16 protein-coding genes are annotated in these 18,225 nt (G+C 70.3%); 8 read left to right on the top strand and 8 right to left on the bottom strand.

The window, feature by feature from the left end:
• Positions 1-11 precede the first annotated feature (11 nt).
• The 7 genes from nicT to NQK81_RS22970 form a co-directional block, all read right to left on the bottom strand.
• The gene (gene nicT, locus NQK81_RS23000) at positions 12-1,043 is read right to left on the bottom strand and encodes a Nickel transporter NicT (protein WP_185926956.1); all 1,032 of its coding nucleotides are present in this window, start codon (positions 1,041-1,043) and stop codon (positions 12-14) included.
• Between the two features lie 56 nt (positions 1,044-1,099).
• Entirely contained in the window at positions 1,100-2,029 is a 930-nt protein-coding gene (locus NQK81_RS22995) for an N-acetylmuramic acid 6-phosphate etherase (protein ID WP_257483222.1), read from the bottom strand.
• Positions 2,030-2,046: 17 nt separating this feature from the next.
• Positions 2,047-3,045: a MurR/RpiR family transcriptional regulator gene (locus tag NQK81_RS22990; protein ID WP_370641834.1), complete on the bottom strand. Its 999-nt coding sequence runs from the start codon at positions 3,043-3,045 to the stop codon at positions 2,047-2,049.
• A 210-nt stretch (positions 3,046-3,255) separates the two neighbouring features.
• Positions 3,256-5,031: a serine hydrolase domain-containing protein gene (locus NQK81_RS22985; RefSeq protein ID WP_257483221.1), complete on the bottom strand. Its 1,776-nt coding sequence runs from the start codon at positions 5,029-5,031 to the stop codon at positions 3,256-3,258.
• 11 nt (positions 5,032-5,042) lie between these two features.
• Positions 5,043-6,311 (bottom strand): exo-beta-N-acetylmuramidase NamZ family protein, encoded by a 1,269-nt coding sequence (locus NQK81_RS22980; RefSeq protein WP_257483220.1) that lies wholly within the window; start codon positions 6,309-6,311, stop codon positions 5,043-5,045.
• The gene (locus NQK81_RS22975) at positions 6,308-8,113 is read right to left on the bottom strand and encodes a glycoside hydrolase family 3 protein (RefSeq protein ID WP_257483219.1); all 1,806 of its coding nucleotides are present in this window, start codon (positions 8,111-8,113) and stop codon (positions 6,308-6,310) included. Before NQK81_RS22975 ends, NQK81_RS22980 begins: the two co-directional genes overlap by 4 nt.
• A gap of 575 nt (positions 8,114-8,688) precedes the next feature.
• Complete coding sequence (locus NQK81_RS22970) at positions 8,689-9,486, bottom strand: HAD family hydrolase (RefSeq protein ID WP_257483218.1); 798 nt, start codon at positions 9,484-9,486, stop codon at positions 8,689-8,691.
• A gap of 576 nt (positions 9,487-10,062) precedes the next feature.
• On the opposite strand from NQK81_RS22970, the gene ssd reads away from it, so the two are divergent.
• The 8 genes from ssd (at position 10,063) to NQK81_RS22930 (ending at position 15,520) form a co-directional block, all read left to right on the top strand.
• Positions 10,063-11,136, top strand: a complete 1,074-nt coding sequence (gene ssd, locus NQK81_RS22965) for a septum site-determining protein Ssd (RefSeq protein ID WP_257483217.1) — start codon at positions 10,063-10,065, stop codon at positions 11,134-11,136.
• The gene (locus NQK81_RS22960; RefSeq protein ID WP_257483216.1) at positions 11,133-12,275 is read left to right on the top strand and encodes a TadA family conjugal transfer-associated ATPase; all 1,143 of its coding nucleotides are present in this window, start codon (positions 11,133-11,135) and stop codon (positions 12,273-12,275) included. The genes ssd and NQK81_RS22960 overlap by 4 nt, the downstream gene beginning before the upstream one ends.
• Positions 12,272-13,015, top strand: a complete 744-nt coding sequence (locus NQK81_RS22955; RefSeq protein ID WP_257483215.1) for a type II secretion system F family protein — start codon at positions 12,272-12,274, stop codon at positions 13,013-13,015. The genes NQK81_RS22960 and NQK81_RS22955 overlap by 4 nt, the downstream gene beginning before the upstream one ends.
• Complete coding sequence (locus NQK81_RS22950; protein WP_257483214.1) at positions 13,009-13,587, top strand: type II secretion system F family protein; 579 nt, start codon at positions 13,009-13,011, stop codon at positions 13,585-13,587. Before NQK81_RS22955 ends, NQK81_RS22950 begins: the two co-directional genes overlap by 7 nt.
• A 16-nt stretch (positions 13,588-13,603) precedes the next feature.
• Positions 13,604-13,777, top strand: coding sequence for a DUF4244 domain-containing protein (locus NQK81_RS22945; RefSeq protein WP_257483213.1), 174 nt, complete (start codon positions 13,604-13,606; stop codon positions 13,775-13,777).
• Complete coding sequence (locus tag NQK81_RS22940; RefSeq protein ID WP_126730089.1) at positions 13,777-14,121, top strand: TadE family type IV pilus minor pilin; 345 nt, start codon at positions 13,777-13,779, stop codon at positions 14,119-14,121. Before NQK81_RS22945 ends, NQK81_RS22940 begins: the two co-directional genes overlap by 1 nt.
• The gene (locus tag NQK81_RS22935) at positions 14,118-14,474 is read left to right on the top strand and encodes an Rv3654c family TadE-like protein (RefSeq protein ID WP_257483212.1); all 357 of its coding nucleotides are present in this window, start codon (positions 14,118-14,120) and stop codon (positions 14,472-14,474) included. Before NQK81_RS22940 ends, NQK81_RS22935 begins: the two co-directional genes overlap by 4 nt.
• A 419-nt stretch (positions 14,475-14,893) precedes the next feature.
• Positions 14,894-15,520 carry a bifunctional DNA primase/polymerase gene (locus NQK81_RS22930; protein ID WP_126730092.1) on the top strand — a complete coding sequence of 209 codons (627 nt, stop codon included), beginning with the start codon at positions 14,894-14,896 and terminating at the stop codon, positions 15,518-15,520.
• 13 nt (positions 15,521-15,533) lie between these two features.
• Here the strand turns inward: NQK81_RS22930 and NQK81_RS22925 are convergent, their stop codons facing one another.
• The gene (locus NQK81_RS22925; protein WP_257483211.1) at positions 15,534-17,999 is read right to left on the bottom strand and encodes a DEAD/DEAH box helicase; all 2,466 of its coding nucleotides are present in this window, start codon (positions 17,997-17,999) and stop codon (positions 15,534-15,536) included.
• Positions 18,000-18,225 lie beyond the last annotated feature (226 nt).

The raw sequence follows: 18,225 nt of genomic DNA, 5'->3' as shown, positions 1-18,225 counted from the left end.
AGGTCAGGGAGCTATTCGACCGACCAGCGCTCCTCGATACGCCCGAAGCGCCACACGAGGAGCGCGAAGACCCACGTAAGCACGAAGAGTGCGACGACCGCGTAGCCCACGTAGTCCAGGCTCAGCGACCCGATCGCCGCGAGTGGCCCGGTCGTGATGCCGAAGCGTTCGGTGATGATCGAGATGACCTCGATCGTCCCGATGAGCAACGCGACCGCGACGGAAAGCGCCGTCACGGTGAGGTTGTAGTAGATCTTCCGCACCGGCTTCGCGAGGGCCCAGCCGTACGCGTAGTTCATGAAGCAGCCATCGGCGGTGTCGAACAGCGTCATCCCCGCGGCGAACAGGATCGGCAGCACCAGGATCGCGTACCAAGGCAGCGAAAACGCGGCCGCGCCGCCGGCGAGCACCAGCAGGCTGACCTCGGTCGCGGTGTCGAAGCCGAGGCCGAACAGCACACCGATGGGGTAGATGTGCCAAGGCTTGCGCACCGCTTTGGTGGCGCCTCGGAGCAAGCGGTTCATGAAGCCGCGGTTGTCGAGCTGCCGCTCCAGCGCCGCTTCGTCGAGCTCGCCCCGCCGCATCCGCCGGAACACCTTCACGATGCCGACCAGCACCACCAGGTTCATGATCCCGATGAGGTACAGGAACACCGCGGAAACCGACGTCCCGATCAGCCCGGTCGCCTCGTGCAGCGCCGACGAGTCGTCCTCGACGGCGCCGGCCAGCGCCCGCACGCCGAGCGACAACAGCAGGCACAGGGCGAACACGATCGTCGAATGGCCGAGGGAGAACCAGAAACCGACCGAAAGCGGCCGTTGCCCGTCGGCCATCAGCTTGCGGGTGGTGTTGTCGATCGCGGCGATGTGGTCCGCGTCGAAAGCGTGCCGCATCCCGAGCACGAACGCCGTGACACCGAGGCCCACCCCGAACACGCCCGTGGCGCCGAGCTCGTACTGGCGCGGCGCCACGAAAAGCGTCAGGACCCCCCAGCCGATGACGTTGAGCAGCAGGATGAACCCGGCCATCCCGGCGACGGACACCCGTTCGCGTCGCGTGAGCGCGAGGCGTCGGGATGAACGGGTCTGTCCGCCGGTGTTCAGCTCGCGCGCACCCGGAGGGAGTCGAGAGCCTTGCGTACGTGGCCATCGTTGGCCGCCAGCGCCTTCGCCGCACTCGCGACGTCCTCGCCGGACAGCAGATGGACCAGCGCGACCTTGAGGTCGCCGTCGGCCTCGGTGAGCGCGTCGGAGCAGTCCGCCATGCTCATTCCGGTGGCCTCGCGCAGGATCCGGATGGTCCGTCCGCGCAGCTTGGCGTTCGTCGCCCGCATGCTGACCATCAGGTTCGAATACGTACGGCCGAGCTTGATCATCGTCGCCGTCGAGAACGCGGTGAGGATGATCTTCTGCGCCGTGCCCGCCTTCATCCGCGTCGATCCGGCGATCGCCTCGGGGCCGGTGTCCACCGCGATGAGGACGTCGACACCCGGCGGCGTCACCGTCGCCGGATTGCCCGACACCAGTGCGGTGCGGGCACCGAGACGGCCGGCCGCGGCCAGCGCGCCGAGGACGTAGGGCGTCCGGCCGGAAGCCGTCAGCCCGAGCACGAAGTCGCCGGGCGCGACGGACTCGGCCACCTCGGCGGCTCCGGCCTTCGCGTCGTCCTCGGCGTCTTCGACGGCTTGGCGCAGCGCGCGTGCGCCGCCCGCGTGATGCGCGATGAACCAATCGGCGGGCACGTTGAACGTCGGCACGAGCTCCGCCGCGTCCAACGTCGCCAGCCTGCCGGAGGTGCCGGCCCCGAAGTAGTGCACGCGGTGTCCCGACCGCAGCGCTTCCACGGCGAAGTCGACCGCCCGCGCCACCTGCGGCAGCACCGCGGCGACGGCTTCGGGGACCCGGCGGTCCTCGGCGTTGATGGCGCCGAGGATGCCCATGGTCGACATCAGGTCGATGTCGGTCGTCCGTGGATTGCGCTGTTCGGTTGGCGAATCGACGTGCACCACCTGGCGTGGGACGGTCATCATGCGCCTCACTTTTTCGCTCATTTGCCGGTTTCCCGCGGCCGCCGCCTGCCGTCGGGCCGGACGCCCAGACGGTGCGAGCCAACCGCGTCCCTGGTCGCGTCGAGAGCGTTGACCGACGCGTCCATGTGCCGCTGCGCGACACCGATGAACAAGCAGTCGATGACGGTCAGCTGCGCGATGCGACTGGCGGTCGCACCCGAGCGGAACGTCGTCTCCCGCGCGGCCGTGGTCAGTACGTGGTCGGCGACCTCGGTGATCGGCGAACGCGGGAAGTTCGTCACGGCGACGGTGATCGCGCCGTGCTCACGGGCCACGCGCAGCGCCTCGACGGTGTCCGTGGTCGCGCCCGTGTGCGAGATGCCGATCGCGACGTCTCCGGGGCTCAGCACGGCGGCCGAGGTCAGCATGATGTGCGTGTCCGACCAGGCGAAGCTGACCCGGCCGATGCGGTGCAGCTTCTGCTGCAGGTCCGCGGCGACGAACGCGCTCGCGCCAACGCCGTAGACGTCCACGCGGCCCGCGCCGGCCAGAACGTCGATCACCCGCTGTAGCGACGGGATGTCGAGCTGGTCGGCGGTCTCTTCCACGGCACGGGCATCCGCGAAGCTCACCTTGCCGATGACCGCGGCCAGGTCGTCCTCCGGGCCGATCTCGCCGCCGAGGTTGCGGGACGACCGCGCCTCGGAGCGGGCGGTGTCGGCCGCCAGTGCGATCCTGAGCTGCGGATACCCGCCGACGCCGACCGCCTTGCAGAACCGCGTGACGGTGGTTTCGCTCGTGTTGGCCGCGAGCGCGACCTCGGTGATGCTGCGCCGCGCGACCGTCGCGGGGTCGTCGAGGACGACCTTCGCGACACGCTGCTCAGCCCGGGCGAGCCCGGGCAGGAGGGAGCGAATCCGGACGAGCGGGCTCGCGTCAGCGTCCCGTGTCGGCTGCGCCGGCACGGCCTCGGACGGTGCGGCCGCGATTACGGAATCGGTATCGCCCACCGTGGGAAAGTTACTAACCGTTGGCATCTGCGACAAGGCTACCCACACCCTTCGGGAAGATCGCAACCTATCCGTGTCTGCGGATTCGATTTGCGATTAATCGTTGACCAGAAAGTCGCTAACCAGGTCGAGGCCGTTAACGAGGTCGAGCTAACGACTTGGCAACTTAGTGTCGCGATGCAAGGGGCTGTGTCCCGGTCAACGGGGTGGTCCGGTCAGCGGATCGGAGCTGGCCGGTTACCTAGTGCTCAACTTCCACCCGGTAGCGACGAAAGTAGGGGGATTATGCTCACTGTCCAGCAGTGTGCGGCCGCGTTCAGTGACTTTCACACCGTCCAAGGAAATTCCCCGGCCGGTGTAACGGGCATCGGTCGTGTAACGCCAGCGGAGGGTGATTTGTGAGCTTTGCGACACCTCTGCCGCCGCCCGCCACCAAGCTCGATGACCGTGCCCGCCGAGACCGGGTTGGTCCCCGACGGGAGCGCCTGGTCCGTTTGCACGCACAGTAATCGTTTTCCAGGTGGCTCCGCCGTCGGTACTTATTTCCAGGAACAGCGAGTCCGACGGGCCTTCGGTGTCCACGAAGGTGTCGAAGGAGACCTTCAGCGGCCCACCGCGCGTCTGCAGCACCGGAGTCGTGAGCGTGGCCGTGGAGACGTCTCCGGCGCCGCTGAACCACGCGTCGCGGCCGTGCGCCGGGCGGACCGCCATCGCTTTGGCGAGCGAGCTCGCCCATGTCTCCCTGGCGATGTTGATCGAGCCCCAGTTCCGTGTCGGGTGCACGCGGTTGGTGAGCAGGATCGCGAACGACCGCGACAGCGGGTCGATCACCAGCGAGGTCCCGGTGAACCCGGTGTGCCCGGCCGTCGAGGGCGCCGACAGAGCGCCCATGTACCAGGGCTGGTCGAGCTCGAAGCCGAGGCCGTGCGCGTTGCCGGGGAACTTGTGGTTGTAGTTCGTCAGCATCGCCCGCACGGTCTCCTCGCGCAGGATCCGCTGGCCTTGGTACGCGCCGCCGTTGAGGATCGTCTGCGCCAGCACCGCCATGTCGGCGGCGGTGGAGAACACGCCCGCGTGCCCGGCGACGCCGCCCAGCGACCAGGCGTTCTCGTCGTGGACCTCGCCGCGCACGAGCCCCCGCGGCGGCTTCGCGGCGTACTCGGTCGCCGCGACCCTGGCGAGTTTCGACGCGGGCGGGTTGTACCCGGTGTCCACCAGGCCCAGCGGGGCCGAGATGCGGTCTTGGACCACCTTGTCCAGCGGAGCCCCGGCCACCTTCTCGACCAGGAAACCGAGCGTCAGCAGGTTGATGTCGGAGTAGAGGTATGTACTTCCCGGCGCGTTCTTCAGCGGGCTGTCGAGGACGGCCTTCCGGCGCGACGGGATGTCCGGGTAGCCCTCCCACAGCGACGGGAGCGGTGTCGCGGCGAAGCCCGAGACGTGCGTTAGCAGCTGCTGGACGGTGACGGCCTCCTTGCCGTTCACCCCGAACTCCGGCAGGTACCGCGCCACCGGCGCCGAGATGTCCAGCTTGCCCGCCTCGGCCAGCTGCATCAGCGCGATGGAGGTGAACAGCTTCGAGATCGAGGCCATGTCGAAGATGGTGTCCGCGCGCATCGGCACCTGCTGCTCGGGTGGCAGTTCGGTGCCCTTCGCGTCGGCGTAGCGGACAGCGCCACCGACGGCTTGGCGCTCGACGACCACGCCGTCGTGCGCGAGGAGGCCGACCGCTCCGGAGAAATGCGGATGCCCGGTGGCGTCCGGCTTTGTCCAGCTCTCGATGAACTGCTCGGCCGCCTTGATCGGCGCCGGGTCGAGACCGACGTCGGACGGCGCGCCGTCACGCAGGACGGTGGACGCGGGCGCGAAGCCTTCGCGCGGCTTGTCGAACCGGCCCGCCGCGCGGTCTCGCTGGGCTTCGCTCCCCGGAATCGCCTGTGCTCCCGCCGTCGACAGCGTGGTCGCCGCGACCAGTACGGAGACGGCCGCGATCAGGATCTTCCTAACACGCAAGGTCGTTCCCCTCAGCGATAGATGAGATGGCGACGGCGTTTCCGGTCGAACTCGGCCAGTTCGGCCTGCCAGGACCCGACGATCTCGTCCACTCCGGCGCCCTTGTCGATCATCGTGCGCAACCTGTCGGAGCCGGACAGCTTGTCGAGGAAGTTGTCGGGCCGCCACTTGAACTTGTCCGGGTGCACCTGCTTCGCGGTGACGAACATGGTGACCGCGGTGTGGATGGCGTCGAACGACCGCGGGTCCGTGACGGTCACCTGCACGCCACCGCAGGGCTCGTTGACGAACTTGCCGAACGTCGGCACGAAGTACGCCTCGCGGAACTTCACCCCGGGCAGCCGCTGCTCGCCGAGCTTCTCGCGCCAGCGCCAGTCGAGGCCCGGCGCGCCGATGATCTCGAACGGCCGGGTGGTGCCCCGGCCTTCGGAGAACACGGTGCCCTCGAACATCCCGGTGCCGGGATACACGAGCGCGGTGTCCGGCGTCGGCATGTTCGGGCTCGGCGGGACCCACGTCAGCCCGGTGCGCTTGAAGAGCTGGTCACGTCGCCAGTCCCGCACTTCGACGATTTCGAGCTTGCCCGGCGTGACGCCCTCGGCGGGCAGGAACTCGGCGGCGAAGAACCGCGCGAGCTCGCCGACGGTCATGCCGTGCTGCTGGACGATCGGCTTCCGGCCGACCCCCGAGGAGAACGCCGGGTTCAGCATCGGCCCGGCGGCCTTGCCTCCCAACGGGTTCGGCCGGTCCAGCACGACGACCGCCGCGCCGACCTTCGCCGCCGCGACCATCGCCGTGTACAGCGACCAGATGTAGGTGTAGAACCGCGCGCCGACGTCCGCGATGTCGAAGACGACGGTGTCGACGCCCGCCTTCGTGAACATCCCGGCTAGCTTCGTCGCGTCGGCGCCGTACGCGTCGTAGACGGGCACGCCGGTGCGGGGATCGGTGTAGTCGCCCTCGGAGCCGCCCGCCTGCGCGCTGCCGCGGAAACCGTGCTCCGGCCCGAACGCGGCGAGCGGCCGGACGCCGGCGGCGACCATCGAGTCGACGATGTGGTCGCCGCTCGCCAGCACACCTGTCGGATTCGACAGCACGCCGAGCTTGCGGCCGGACAGCGGCGCCCAGCCACGGGCGGCGAGCACGTCCGCTCCGGTGCGGGTGAGCGAGGGACCTTTGCTCTCGCTTTGCGGCTGGGCCCCCGCGACCGAGGACCCGGCCGTCAGCGCGGGGACCGCGAGCGCGCCGGTGGCGAGGAAGTGGCGGCGGTTGAGGTTCACCAGGTCAGCCCGTGGCCGAAGGGGTACTTCACCGTGCCGACGTCCTTGCCGGCGGGGACGTCCACCGGCAGCTTGCCCTGCGGCGTCACCTTCCCGAGGATCACCTTCGCCAGCGCCTCGAGCGAAGGCGAGATGTAGCCGTACGTGGCGAGCCACGTCTTGATCGGGTTCTCGTAACCGGCGTCGTAGGGGATCTGGGCGGCGACCGCGACGACGGGTTTCCCGGTGTCGGCCAGTGCCTGCAACAGCTTGCCCTGCAACGGATACGTGCCGACGTTGTTGGTCAGCACGACGACGAGGTCGACGTTCTTCGCCGCCGCGACGGCCTGCGAGATCTGCGCGTCGGTCGGCGTCTGCCCGGTCTGCAACGCGGTCGCCTGCGTGCCGTGCGCGGTGAGCTTCGCCGCCAGGGACGCCGTCGTGCTCACGCCCCAGCCGGTCACCAGCGTCTTCGCGGGCTGCTGCTTGAGCGGAAGGACGCCGCCGTCGTTACGGATGGCGGTGACCGACCGGTCGGCGATGCCCTGCGCGGTCGCGAGGTTGGCCGGGGTGCCGACCTTCGTCATCACCTTGGCCGGGTCGACGAACGGCGAGGTCAGGATGCCGCGGTTCAGCTTGAGCTTGAGCACCCGCAGGACGCTTTCGTCGATGCGCTGCTCGGTCAGCTCACCCTTGCGGACGGCGTCGAGCACGGAGTTGATCGCGAGTTCGAGGTTCACCGGCATGAGCAGCTGGTCGATGCCCGCCTTGAGCGCGAGCACCGGGATCTCCGCGTCGGTGTGCATCTCGCGCACGGCGTCCATCGACAGCGAGTCGGTGACGACGACGCCGCGGTACCCGAGCTCCTCGCGCAGCTTGCCGGTGAGGATCGGCTTCGACAACGTGGCAGGCTCGCCCGACGGGTCGAGGCTGGGGAACTGGATGTGCGCGCTCATGATCGAGTCGATGCCCGCCTTGATGGCGGCCTTGAACGGCGGCACGTCGGTCGCGCGCCAGCTTTCCTCGCTGCGGTCGATCCTGGGCAGCTCGTGGTGGCTGTCGGTGGCCGCGTCGCCGTGGCCGGGGAAGTGCTTCGCGGCGGCGGACACCGTATCGGAGCGTCGTCCGGAGTTCTGGAAGCCCCTGACCTGGGCCTCGACGAACTGGCTCGCCAGCTCCGGGCGGCCGGAGAACGACCGGACGCCGATCACCGGGTTGGCCGGGTTGGAGTTCACGTCGGCGTCGGGGGCGAAGTCCTGGTTGATGCCGACGGCGCGCAGTTCGTGCCCGAGGATGCGGGCGGCCTCCTGGGCTGCCTTGGTGTCACGGCCGGCCGAGATCGCCATCGCGTTCGGCAGCTCGGTGGCGGGGGCACCCATCCGGGTGACCGTGCCGCCTTCCTGGTCGGTCGCGATCTGCAACGGGATGCGGGCGCCGCTGCGGAGCGCGGCCCGCTGGAGCCCGTTGGACAGCTTGGCGACCTGCACCGGGTCGTCGAAGTTGTCGCGGCTGTCGTTGTTGAAGTAGATGACGCCGCCCAGGTGGTACTTCTCGATCACCTGCGCGGGGGTGTCGACGCCGAAGTCGGCCTTGTTCTTGGCGTTGACCTCGTCGGCGGACTTCCCGTTCACCCACGTGACGAACAGCTGCCCGACCTTCTGCTCCAGGGTCAGCCCGCGCAGCGTCCGCTGCGCCTCGACGTCCGCCGTCACCGGCTGCGCGGTCGCCGGAACCGCCGCGACACCCAGGGTGAGCAGGCCCGCGAGGGGCAGGGCGAGCGCATGGATCCTCCGATGACGGGCGTGCGCGGTTCGGGTCGTCACCTCAAGCCTCCCAGATTCGTGCCTGACTCTCAGATGGAAAGAAGTCCACCTGGAAGCACTGATATCCGGAAGCTACCCACGAGCACTTTGCTTGTCCATCGGCCACCCGCACGAACGGTCCGTTCATACACAAAGGGACGCGAAGGGGCCTGTCACGCTTGAAATCGGGGGCAAACACTGGCGGCGCCCGTCGGCAAGAAGCCGGCGGGCGCCGCCAGTCAGTGCGGACCACTCGGGCGACCAAGCGTGCAACTCTGGTCGTACCTTCATGGACTCGGCGTCCGGCGTCCCGGTACGCAGTCCCTAGACGACGAGCCTCCCGCGGCGCGCTGCGCGTGGGTACCCGGTGTCCGCACACGGAGATTCGCCGGGGTGGAACAGGCTTCTCTTCTACCTGTTCCCTGGCCGACCGAACGTCCGCACCTACTTTCTACGCCGTGAGCCGGGTCACTTCAAGTGCGCAGACGGGTGCACCGGTACAGAGGCTCGATCTAGTGACACGGGCACCCTCCGCGACGGACAATTCGCGGCCCTGACTGCGAAAACCGGCCCGGTACCGCCGTGTGGGTGTGCGCTCATCGGGTGCGTTTGCGCCGGTTGTAGCCGTACCAGGTGGCCCCCGCGGCGACGGCGCCGAGCGCGACCAGCCCGGCCGACCGCGCCGGGATCCGGGTCCGCAGCGACATCGGGTGTTCGAAGGCGAGGATCTCCCAGCCCTGTTCCGTCGCGTGCTTGCGCAGGACGCGGTCGGGGTTGACCGCGTGCGGCCGGCCGACGACTTCGAGGAGCGGGATGTCGGTGCTCGAATCGGTGTACGCGTGGCACTGGGTGAGGTCGTAGCCGTAGGTCGCCGCGAGTTGTTTCGCGGCGACGGCCTTGTTCTCGCCGTAGCAGTAGAAATCGACTTCGCCCGAGTAGCGACCGTCCACAATCTGCATCCGCGTGGCCACGCTGCGCGTCGCGCCGAGCATTTCGGCGACCGGCGCGACGACTTCCTCGCCGGTCGCCGACAGCACCACGACGTCGTGCCCGTCCGCGCGATGCGAGGAGATCAGTTCCGCCGCTTCCGCGTAGACGAGCGGGTCGACGACGTCGTGCAGCGTTTCGCGGACGATCGCGGACACCTGCGCGACGTCCCATCCGGTGCACAGCGCGGAAACCTCGGCCCGCATCCGCTCGGTCTTCGCCGCGTCCGCGCCCGCGAGGGAGAAGACGAGTTGGGCGTACGCGCTGCGAAGCGCGGCTCGGCGGTTGATGAGGCCTTCGCGCAAAAGCGGCTTGCTGAAGGCCAACGCGCTCGATGACGCGATGATCGTCTTGTCGAGATCGAAGAACGCCGCGACCTGGTTTGGCGTCGTGCTGGGTCGGTCCACCCGCCAAGGATAGGAGAGCCGGACCGGCGCGCGCCGGTTGGTCGACCACGATCGTGCCGTCGCGGTGGAAAATTCACGACCGCCCACTCGATCGGGCGCGTCGTGCCGTTATCGAATTGTGGGTGCGGAGGTCGCCCGCAACGGGCCGGTGTCGGAGTTACAGTGAGATTGCCCGGTGTTGCACCGGGCCCAGGTTCAGTCCGACCCCCCGGGGCTGAACCCCAGGCGGCCCTCGTCCCTCCCCCCTGGCGAGGGCCGCCTCCTCGATCCCTTGCGGTGTCAGTGGTTCAGACCTCGACGGCCGCGGAAACCCCGCCCGGGCAACGCAGGAACCGGCCGGAGTTCGTTAACTTTCTTTTCTCTCAACCATTTTCTTGCTCGTTTCCGGCTGCGAACAGAGTCGTGGGTTCGTAGTGGAAAGGGACCGACAAAACCGCGGGAAACCGGTTTCCCGCGGCGGAGTTGTCCACAACACCCCGGTTGTCCACAGGTGGGGCGGAATGGCGTTGTGCGCGGCGGGCGACCGGCGCGACCGTGGAGTCATCACCCGAGTCCGACCGAATCACTGGGGGAATCATGACCGTGGAACATCCGCTCGTCGTCGCAGGCGACGACATCCTGCTCGACGAGATCCTGCGCGTGGCCGCCGCCGCGGGCTGCGAGGTCGAACGCGCACCCGATCTGGACGCGGCGCGCGGAAGATGGGCCCGCGCGCCGCTCGTGGTCCTCGACGAGGAAGCCGCGAGCGCGCCGAACCGCCTGCTGCGGCGGAACAAGGTCCTGCTGATCTGCAAGGGCGCGCCGACACCGGTGACGTGGGAGCGTGCCTTCAACACCGGTTCGGAGAAGGTCCTTTCGCTCCCGGACGAGGAAGCCGACCTCATCGGCGAATTCGCCGACGTCGTCGACGGGCCGGCGCGTGACGACGGCGTCGTCATCGGGATCATCGGCGGGCGTGGCGGTGCCGGGGCTTCCGTGCTGGCGGCCGCCGTCGCGTATCAAGCGGAGAAGTCCGGCACCGGCGGGCTGCTGGTCGACTGCGACCCGCTCGGCGGCGGGGTCGACGTACTCCTCGCCGCCGAACGTGATCGCGGGCCCCGGTGGCCGGAGCTCGACCTCGGCGGCAGGGTGTCCATGGCCGCGTTGAGCGAAGCCCTGCCGCGAAAGAAGTACTCGACCGGCTCACTGTCCTTTGTGTCCTATGGGCGGGAAGGACGCGGCCCCGGGCCCGAGGCGATCGAGGGCGTGCTGAACGCCGGACGGCGCGCGGGGCGGACCGTCGTCTGCGATCTGCCGAGGTATTTCGGCCCCGAGACGTCCGCCGTGATCGGGCTTGCCGATCTCGTCGTGGTCGTCGTCCCCGCGGAACTCCGTGCCTGTGCCGCCGCGAAACAGGTCCTCGCCAGGCTCGAACCCCACGCGACGAGGATCGGTGTCGCGGTCCGCGGGCCGTCGCCCGCCGGGCTGATCCCCCAGGAGATCGCCGACGCCGTCGGCGTCCCGCTCATCACGTCGATGGGCCGTGAGCGGTCCCTCTCGGTGGCCCTCGACCGCGGCGAATTCGTCCCGAGACATCGCGGGCACCTGGCGACGGCCGCCACCGAAGTCCTCGCGGCGGCGCGCGGAAACCTGGCCGGTGCTTCGAGATGACCGAAGACCTGGTCGAGCGGGTCCGGCGGCGGCTGGCCGGATCGGACGCCCCGGCGGATCCGGTGAGCGTCGCGCGGGCTGTCCGCGCCGAAGCGGGCGGCGCGCTCGGTCAGGACGCCGTCCTCGGAGCGGTCCGGCTGGCCCGTGACGAGTTCGTCGGCGCCGGCCCCCTCGCACCGCTTCTCGAAGAGCCCGGCGTCACCGACATTCTCGTCACCGCTCCCGACGAGGTCTGGATGGACACCGGTAAGGGTCCCAAGGCGACGGACATCCGTTTCGCCGACGAGGAAGCGGTCCGCAGGCTGGCCCAGCGGCTCGCCCTCGCCGGCGGGCGGCGGCTGGACGACGCGCAACCGTTCGCCGACTGCTGGCTGCCGGGAGTGGGGCCGCAAGGCCGGGTCCGGATGCACGCGGTACTCCCGCCGCTCGCGCCCGCCGGGACCTCCCTCTCGCTCCGCGTCCTCCGGCCGGCCACCCATGATCTCGCCGAACTCCGGTTGCGCGGGGTGTTCGGCACCAGCGGCGCGGATCTGCTCGACTCGGTCATCCGGCGACGGCTCGCGTTCGTCGTCTCCGGCGGGACCGGGACGGGCAAGACGACCTTGCTCGCCGCGTTGCTCGGCGCCGTCCCGCCGTCCGAACGCATCGTCTGCGTCGAGGACGCCGGAGAACTGCAACCGGACCATCCGCAGTTCGTCAGCCTGCTCACCCGCCCGGCCAACGTCGAGGGCGCGGGCGAGATCGGGCTGAGCGAACTGGTGCGTCAGGCGCTGCGAATGCGTCCGGACCGCCTGGTCGTCGGAGAGGTGCGCGGCGGGGAGGTGATCGCGTTGCTGAACGCGATGAACACCGGGCACGAGGGTGGCGGCTGCACCCTGCACGCCAATTCCTCGGAGGAGGTCCCCGCACGGATGGAGGCGCTGGCCGCGCTCGGCGGACTGAAACGGGACGCGTTGCACAGCCAGCTGACGGCGGCGGTGCGGGTGGTCCTGCACATGGTCCGGCTGCCGAGCGGGATCCGGCGGCTGGACGAGGTCGGTGTACTCCGGTCCTATCGAGGCGAGGCCAAGGTCGTTCCGGTCTGGAGCAAAGGCACCTGGATCGGCGACGAGACTCCGTTCGAGGAGCTGGCGGCATGAACCCGTGGTTCCTGCTCTCCTGCGGCGCGGGCCTGGCCTGCTGGCCGAAGCGTATGGCGCGCGCGCCGATCGCCTGGCGTCCGCCACGGGCGCTTCGGAGGGGTTGGTGGCCTCTGCCGGCGCTGCTCGTCCTGCCGTTTCTCGGGATCGGCTGGGCCGTCGCGGTACTCGTGCTCACCGTGACCATCCGCCAGGAGGTCCGGTCGCGAGCGCGGGCGAACGCGGCGCTGGCCGAAGCCGAGCTCACCGCGTCGGTTCTGCGGACGATGATCGGTGAACTCCGCGCGGGCGCCCATCCGGTGACGGCGGCCGAAGCCACCGCGGAGGCGATCCCCGCGGCGTCCGAGCGGCTGCGCGGGCTCATCGCGGCCGCCCGGCTCGGTGGTGAGACCGCGGCCGATCCGGACGCGCCACCGGCACTGGTGAACGCATGGACGCTCGCGAACCGGTTCGGGCTCCCGATGGCCGACGTGCTCGACGCCGCGAGACGGGACGCGGAGGCCGGGATCGGCTTTCGCCGCCGGCTCAAAGCCAAGATGGCCGGTCCCCGGGCGAGTGCCGCCGTACTCGCGGCCCTTCCGCTGCTGTGCCTGCCGCTCGGCGAGGCGATGGGGGCGGGCCCGGTCCACGTCCTCACGGGGACGGGCGCCGGTCAGTCGCTGCTCGTCGTGGGCAGCGGGCTGATCTGGGCGGGTACGGCTTGGTGCCGGGCCCTCACCGGGCGGGTGGCGTCGTGCTGACCGGTGCGGCGTTGATCCTGCTGGGCGGTGCCGTCTTCTGTTGGCCACGCGTCGCGGCCGGAGGCGTAGCGCGGCCAGGCCGGCTTCTCACGCGGCTTCGGACGCGGCCGCCCCGGGACAACGGCGTCTTCGAACTCGTCCGGTCCGCGGCCACCCTCGACCTGCTGGCCGCCTGCCTGGCGGGTGGGCTGCCGGTGCCCGTCGCGCTCGAGGCCGTCGCACCGACAGCCTCACCGAAGACCGCGGCGGCTCTGCGTGCGGTGGCGTCGCATCTCGCCGTCGGCATCGGGCCGGCGGAAGCCTGGGTGCCGGTCCGCGACCGGCCCGGCCTGACCGAACTGGCCGTCGCCGCCGTCCGGACGGCGCGGGCGGGCACCGCGCTCGCCACGCACGCGAAGGACCTCGCGCGAAGGCTGCGCGAGTCGCTCTCCGCCGAGGCCGAGGAACGCGCGGAACGGGCGGGAGTACTGCTGGCGGCACCGATCGGCCTGTGTTTCCTTCCCGCGTTCCTCTGTCTCGGTGTCCTGCCCGTCGTGCTCGGCCTCGCCGGGCGGCTCGACGGCGTCCTCTGATCGAAAGGCGAATCCCTTGAACAAGCTCCCCACCTTCCGCGAAGACGACGGCATGGCGACGATCGAATACGCCATCGCCACCATCGCCGCCGCCGCGCTGGCGGCCCTCCTCTATGTGGTCATCGACAGCGAAGCCGTCCGAGCCGGGCTCACCGCACTCATCGAGCGGGCCCTGTCGGTGAAGTTCTGATGCGCGGCGAAGACCGCGGCTCCGTCACGGTGGAGGCCGCGCTCGGCATCGGTGCTCTGACCTTCGTCTCGGCCCTGCTGCTCGCCGGGATCGGGGTCGCGTCCGATCAGCTTCGCTGCACCGACGCCGCCCGCGAGGCCGCCAGGCTCCTCGCCCGCGGCCAGCCCGCCCGTGCCGAACAGGCGGTCCGGGAGATCGCGCCGTCCGGCGCCCGGCTGGACGTCGTCCGCGAAGGCGACACCATCACGGCCGGCGTCGAGGCCGAGCCGGTCGCCGGGCTCCTGCCGGGTATCCGGCTGCGCTCCAGCGCCTTTGCCGTCGCCGAGCCGGGGAGCGGGCCGTGACCGCGGACGATCGCGGTGTCGCGACCGTGTGGACCGCCTCGATGGTCGCGGTCCTGGTCTGCGCGGCCGCGATCGCCTTCTGGATCGGCGCCGCCGTCACGACCCGGCACCGTGCCGAGGCCGCCGCGGACCTGGCGGCGCTCGCGGCGGCCTCGCACGCGTCGGACGGTCCCGCCGCGGCCTGCGAACGGGCCCGGCAGGTCGCCGTCCGGATGTCGGTCACGCTGCTGACCTGCCAGTGGGAACGAGGTGACGCCCTGGTCGAGGTGCGCTCGGAGCCCTCGGGCCGTCCGACGGTCACCGGGCGGGCGGAGGCGCGGGCGAGGGCGGGGCCGGTCGACCGGTCGCCGTGACTGAGGTCGCACGGGGAACGGTCGCCGGCCGGTGACCGGCGAGTAGTACGCGCGAGTAACCGCTGGGCGCGAGCAGCGGTCGTTGACGCGCGGCGAGCGGTCGAAGCCATGATCAGCTCACCGCCGAACGGCCGCCCGCCGCTCACCGCGAGCGCCGTCACGCAGGCGGGAAGCCCAGGTCGGCTGCGACGAACGGCTCCATACCGGTCGTGCGGGCCCGATAACCGGACGTCCGGCGTTCGGTCCGTCCGGTCGCACTACCGCGCGTTCATCGCTAAGTAACCGCCGGTTGTCGCGTGAGGTCTTCTCCCGATGTGCAACTTGCCGTTTATTGAGATGTGCGCCACTTCGAAAAGTTCGCCGAGGCCGGTGCGACAGAGACAGACACAGGACAGAGTTGACCTGAGGCAGGGACAGTAATGTTGGACGCGAATTGGCCGGACAGCTGGCGGGGCGCCTTCCGCATCGAAATGCGTGCGGAGGCGATCGGTCTCGCCTGGCGTGGCTGGCCGGTGCTCCCGGGCGCCGAGCCCGCGGCGCTCACCGCCGACGGTGACGACCTCACCTGGCGGCGTCCGGTCCCGGCCCAGGACAACTGGCGTGAACTGACCGAGACCCACCCCCACGAGGTCGCCACCTGGTTCGGCGACGACACGCACAGCCTGCTCGTCGCCACCGGCACCGTGCTCGACGCCATCGAGGTCGACGACGAACTCGGGAAGGCCGCCGCCCGCCTGCTGCGCGCCACCGGGCACCCCGCCCCGATCGTCGCGATGCCGAACGGCCGCTGGCTGTTCCTCACCACCGTCGCCACGAGCATCCCGCGGGAACTGGCCGACCAGGCCTCGATCCAGTGGCACGGCGCGAACGGCTACATCCCGCTGCCCCCGTCGCCGTTCCAGCACGGTGTCGTGCACTGGCGGGTCAAGCCCGAGGTCTGGGGCTGGCAGCTGCCCGAGGCCACCGACGTGCACGACGTGCTCGTCCGTGCGCTGGCCGGTGGCCAGGCCGTCGCCCCTGTGGCGAGCCTCAGCACCGCCGCCTGATCAACCCACAATTTCAAGCCACCCCGTGGCCGGACACGGACCCGTGCTGACGCAAAGCCCCGAGCACGGTGTCCAGAACGGCCACCGCCCCCGCCTTGTCCAGCGGATCGTTGCCGTTCCCGCACTTCGGCGACTGGACGCAGGACGGGCAGCCGGCCGGGCACTCGCAGGAAACGATCGCCTCCCGCGTTGCGGCCAGCCAAGGGACAATCGCGGCAAATCCGCGGTCGGCGAATCCCGCACCCCCGGGATGGCCATCGTGCACGAACACCGTCGCCTCCCCGGTGTCCTCGTGCCACGCGGTCGACACCCCGCCAATGTCCCAGCGGTCGCAAGTAGCGAACAGCGGTAGCAGGCCGATCGCCGCGTGCTCGGCGGCATGCAGGGCACCGGGGACGCGCGCCGGATCCAACTCGGCGCCCGTCCCCGGTGCCCCGCCAAGTTCCTCGGTCCCCACCCTGGAGCCTCCGGTCCCCACCGGCTCCAGAGCTTCGGTCCCCGTCCGATGGCCTCCGGTCCCCGCCACGCCATCGGACGCGCCGAGCAGTTCGGCCGAGATCGTGTACCAGACGGCACGGGTGTGCAGGCTCTGCTCCGGCAGATCCAGCGGAGTCTGGTCCAGCACCTCACCGGACGGACGTCTCCGCAAGTAGCCGACCACTTGCGAGCTCACCGAAACCTCGCCGAGGTTCACCGTGACCCCGCCGTGCACTCGCTTCTCTTCGGTGCGCAGCACGCTGATGTCGACGATCTCGCGCGGTGACGTGGTCCAGTCCGGATCCTCCGCGTGCACCAGGGCGAGCCCGGTCTCCAGATCCAGTTCGTCGACCACATAGGACGAACCCTGGTGCAGGTACACCGCACCGGGATGGACCGCGTAGCAGGCTGAACCCGGGTCGACCGTGCCGAGCATCCGGCCGGAATCGGCTTCCACCACCGCGATCTGCTCACCGCCGGAGCCCCGGATGCCGACCTCGGCGTGCGGCCGGTCGCGCGAGGTCCAGTACCAGCCGCTCGTGCGGCGGCGGACGATCTTCTCCTTGACCAGGTCGGCGAGCACGGCGCGCGCCGGGTCCCCGCCGAAGGCCGCGACCTCCGGCTCGGTCAGCGGGAGTTCGGCGATGGCGCACGCCAGCTGCGGCCCGAGCACGTACGGATTCGACGGGTCGAGGACGGCGGCCTCCACCGGCCGGTCCAGGATCGCGGACGGATGGTGCACGAGATAGGTGTCCAGCGGGTCGTCGCGGGCCACGAAGACGACCAGTGCCGCGTCGCCCGCGCGCCCGGCCCGGCCGGCCTGCTGCCAGAACGACGCGAGCGTGCCCGGATAACCCGCCAGCACCACCGCGTCCAGTCCGGCGATGTCGACCCCGAGTTCGAGCGCGTTCGTCGTCGCGACACCGAGCAACCGCCCGGACAGTAGCGCCGCTTCGAGGGCTCGCCTTTCCTCCGGCAGATACCCGGAGCGGTACGCGGCGACCGATTCCGCCAGCGCACCGTCCACTTCGGACAGAATGCGCCGGGCGCCGAGCGCGGTCAGCTCAGCGCCTCGCCGAGACCGGACGAACGCCAGCGAGCGGGCGCCTTCGATGACCAGTTCGGCGAGGATCCGGGCAGCCTCGGCGCCCGCCGAGCGCCGCACCGGTGCCCCGTTCTCGCCCGAGAGTTCCGACAGCAGCGGGGGTTCCCACAACGCGACCGTGCGGGCGCCGCGCGGCGAGCCGTCCTCGGTGACCGGGACGCAGTCCTGCCCCGTGAGCTTCGACGCGAACGCCGCCGGATCCGCCGTGGTCGCGGACGCGAGGACGAAGACCGGCGAAGCGCCGTAGTACGCCGCGACCCTCCGCAGCCTGCGCAGCAGCAGCGCCACGTGGGAACCGAAGACACCGCGATAGCTGTGGCACTCGTCGACGACGACGAACGAGAGCCGCCGGAAGAACCGGGACCAGCGCGCGTGCGACGAGAGGATCCCGCGGTGCAGCATGTCCGGGTTCGTGAACACCCAGTTCGCGTGTGCGCGGACCCAGTCCCGCTCCTCCATCGGGGTGTCGCCGTCGAACGACGCCGCCCGCGCCTTTTTGATGTCCAAAGAGGACACCGCGCGCAACTGATCGGCGCCGAGCGCCTTGGTCGGCGACAGGTACAGCGCCGTGGCCCGCTCGTCCTCGACCAGTGCCGAGAGCACCGGCAGCTGGTACGCGAGCGACTTGCCCGACGCGGTGCCTGTCGAGATCACGACATGCTCGCCTTCGCGGACCAAGGACGCGGCTTCCGCCTGATGCCGCCATGGCGCCTCGACCCCGTTCGCCTTCAGCGCCTCGACGACGGGACCCGCCACCCAATCCGGCCAGTCCACGAAATCCGCCGGACGAGCCGGCAGCTCGGCCACATGGGTGACCGGGTACAGCGAAGCCGGGATCCCCGCCGTCGCGCGGTCGAGAAGCCGCCGGCCCTTGCCGGATCGCACCGTGCCGTCCACCTTCGGAAGCTTCGCACAGCGCACCGACAGAAACGGTCCGCCGCCGGACGGAACAGGCACTGGAAGCGGCCGCTGATGATCGATACAGTGACCAGCCTCACAAGATTACGGAACGTACGGTGGCGGGGACGCCTTGCCGCCCGCCATCCCACTACCAATACACTCCCGCAATCCACACCGTCTGTGGCGAGCGTCATGTGAGACGTGCCTTGCAGTGCGACTAGCG

Origin of the sequence: Amycolatopsis roodepoortensis (genome assembly GCF_024628825.1) — a bacterium.
GTDB lineage: Bacteria > Actinomycetota > Actinomycetes > Mycobacteriales > Pseudonocardiaceae > Amycolatopsis > Amycolatopsis roodepoortensis.
Note: the sequence above shows the minus strand (reverse complement) of the source record. Positions and strands in the feature narration are given on the sequence as shown.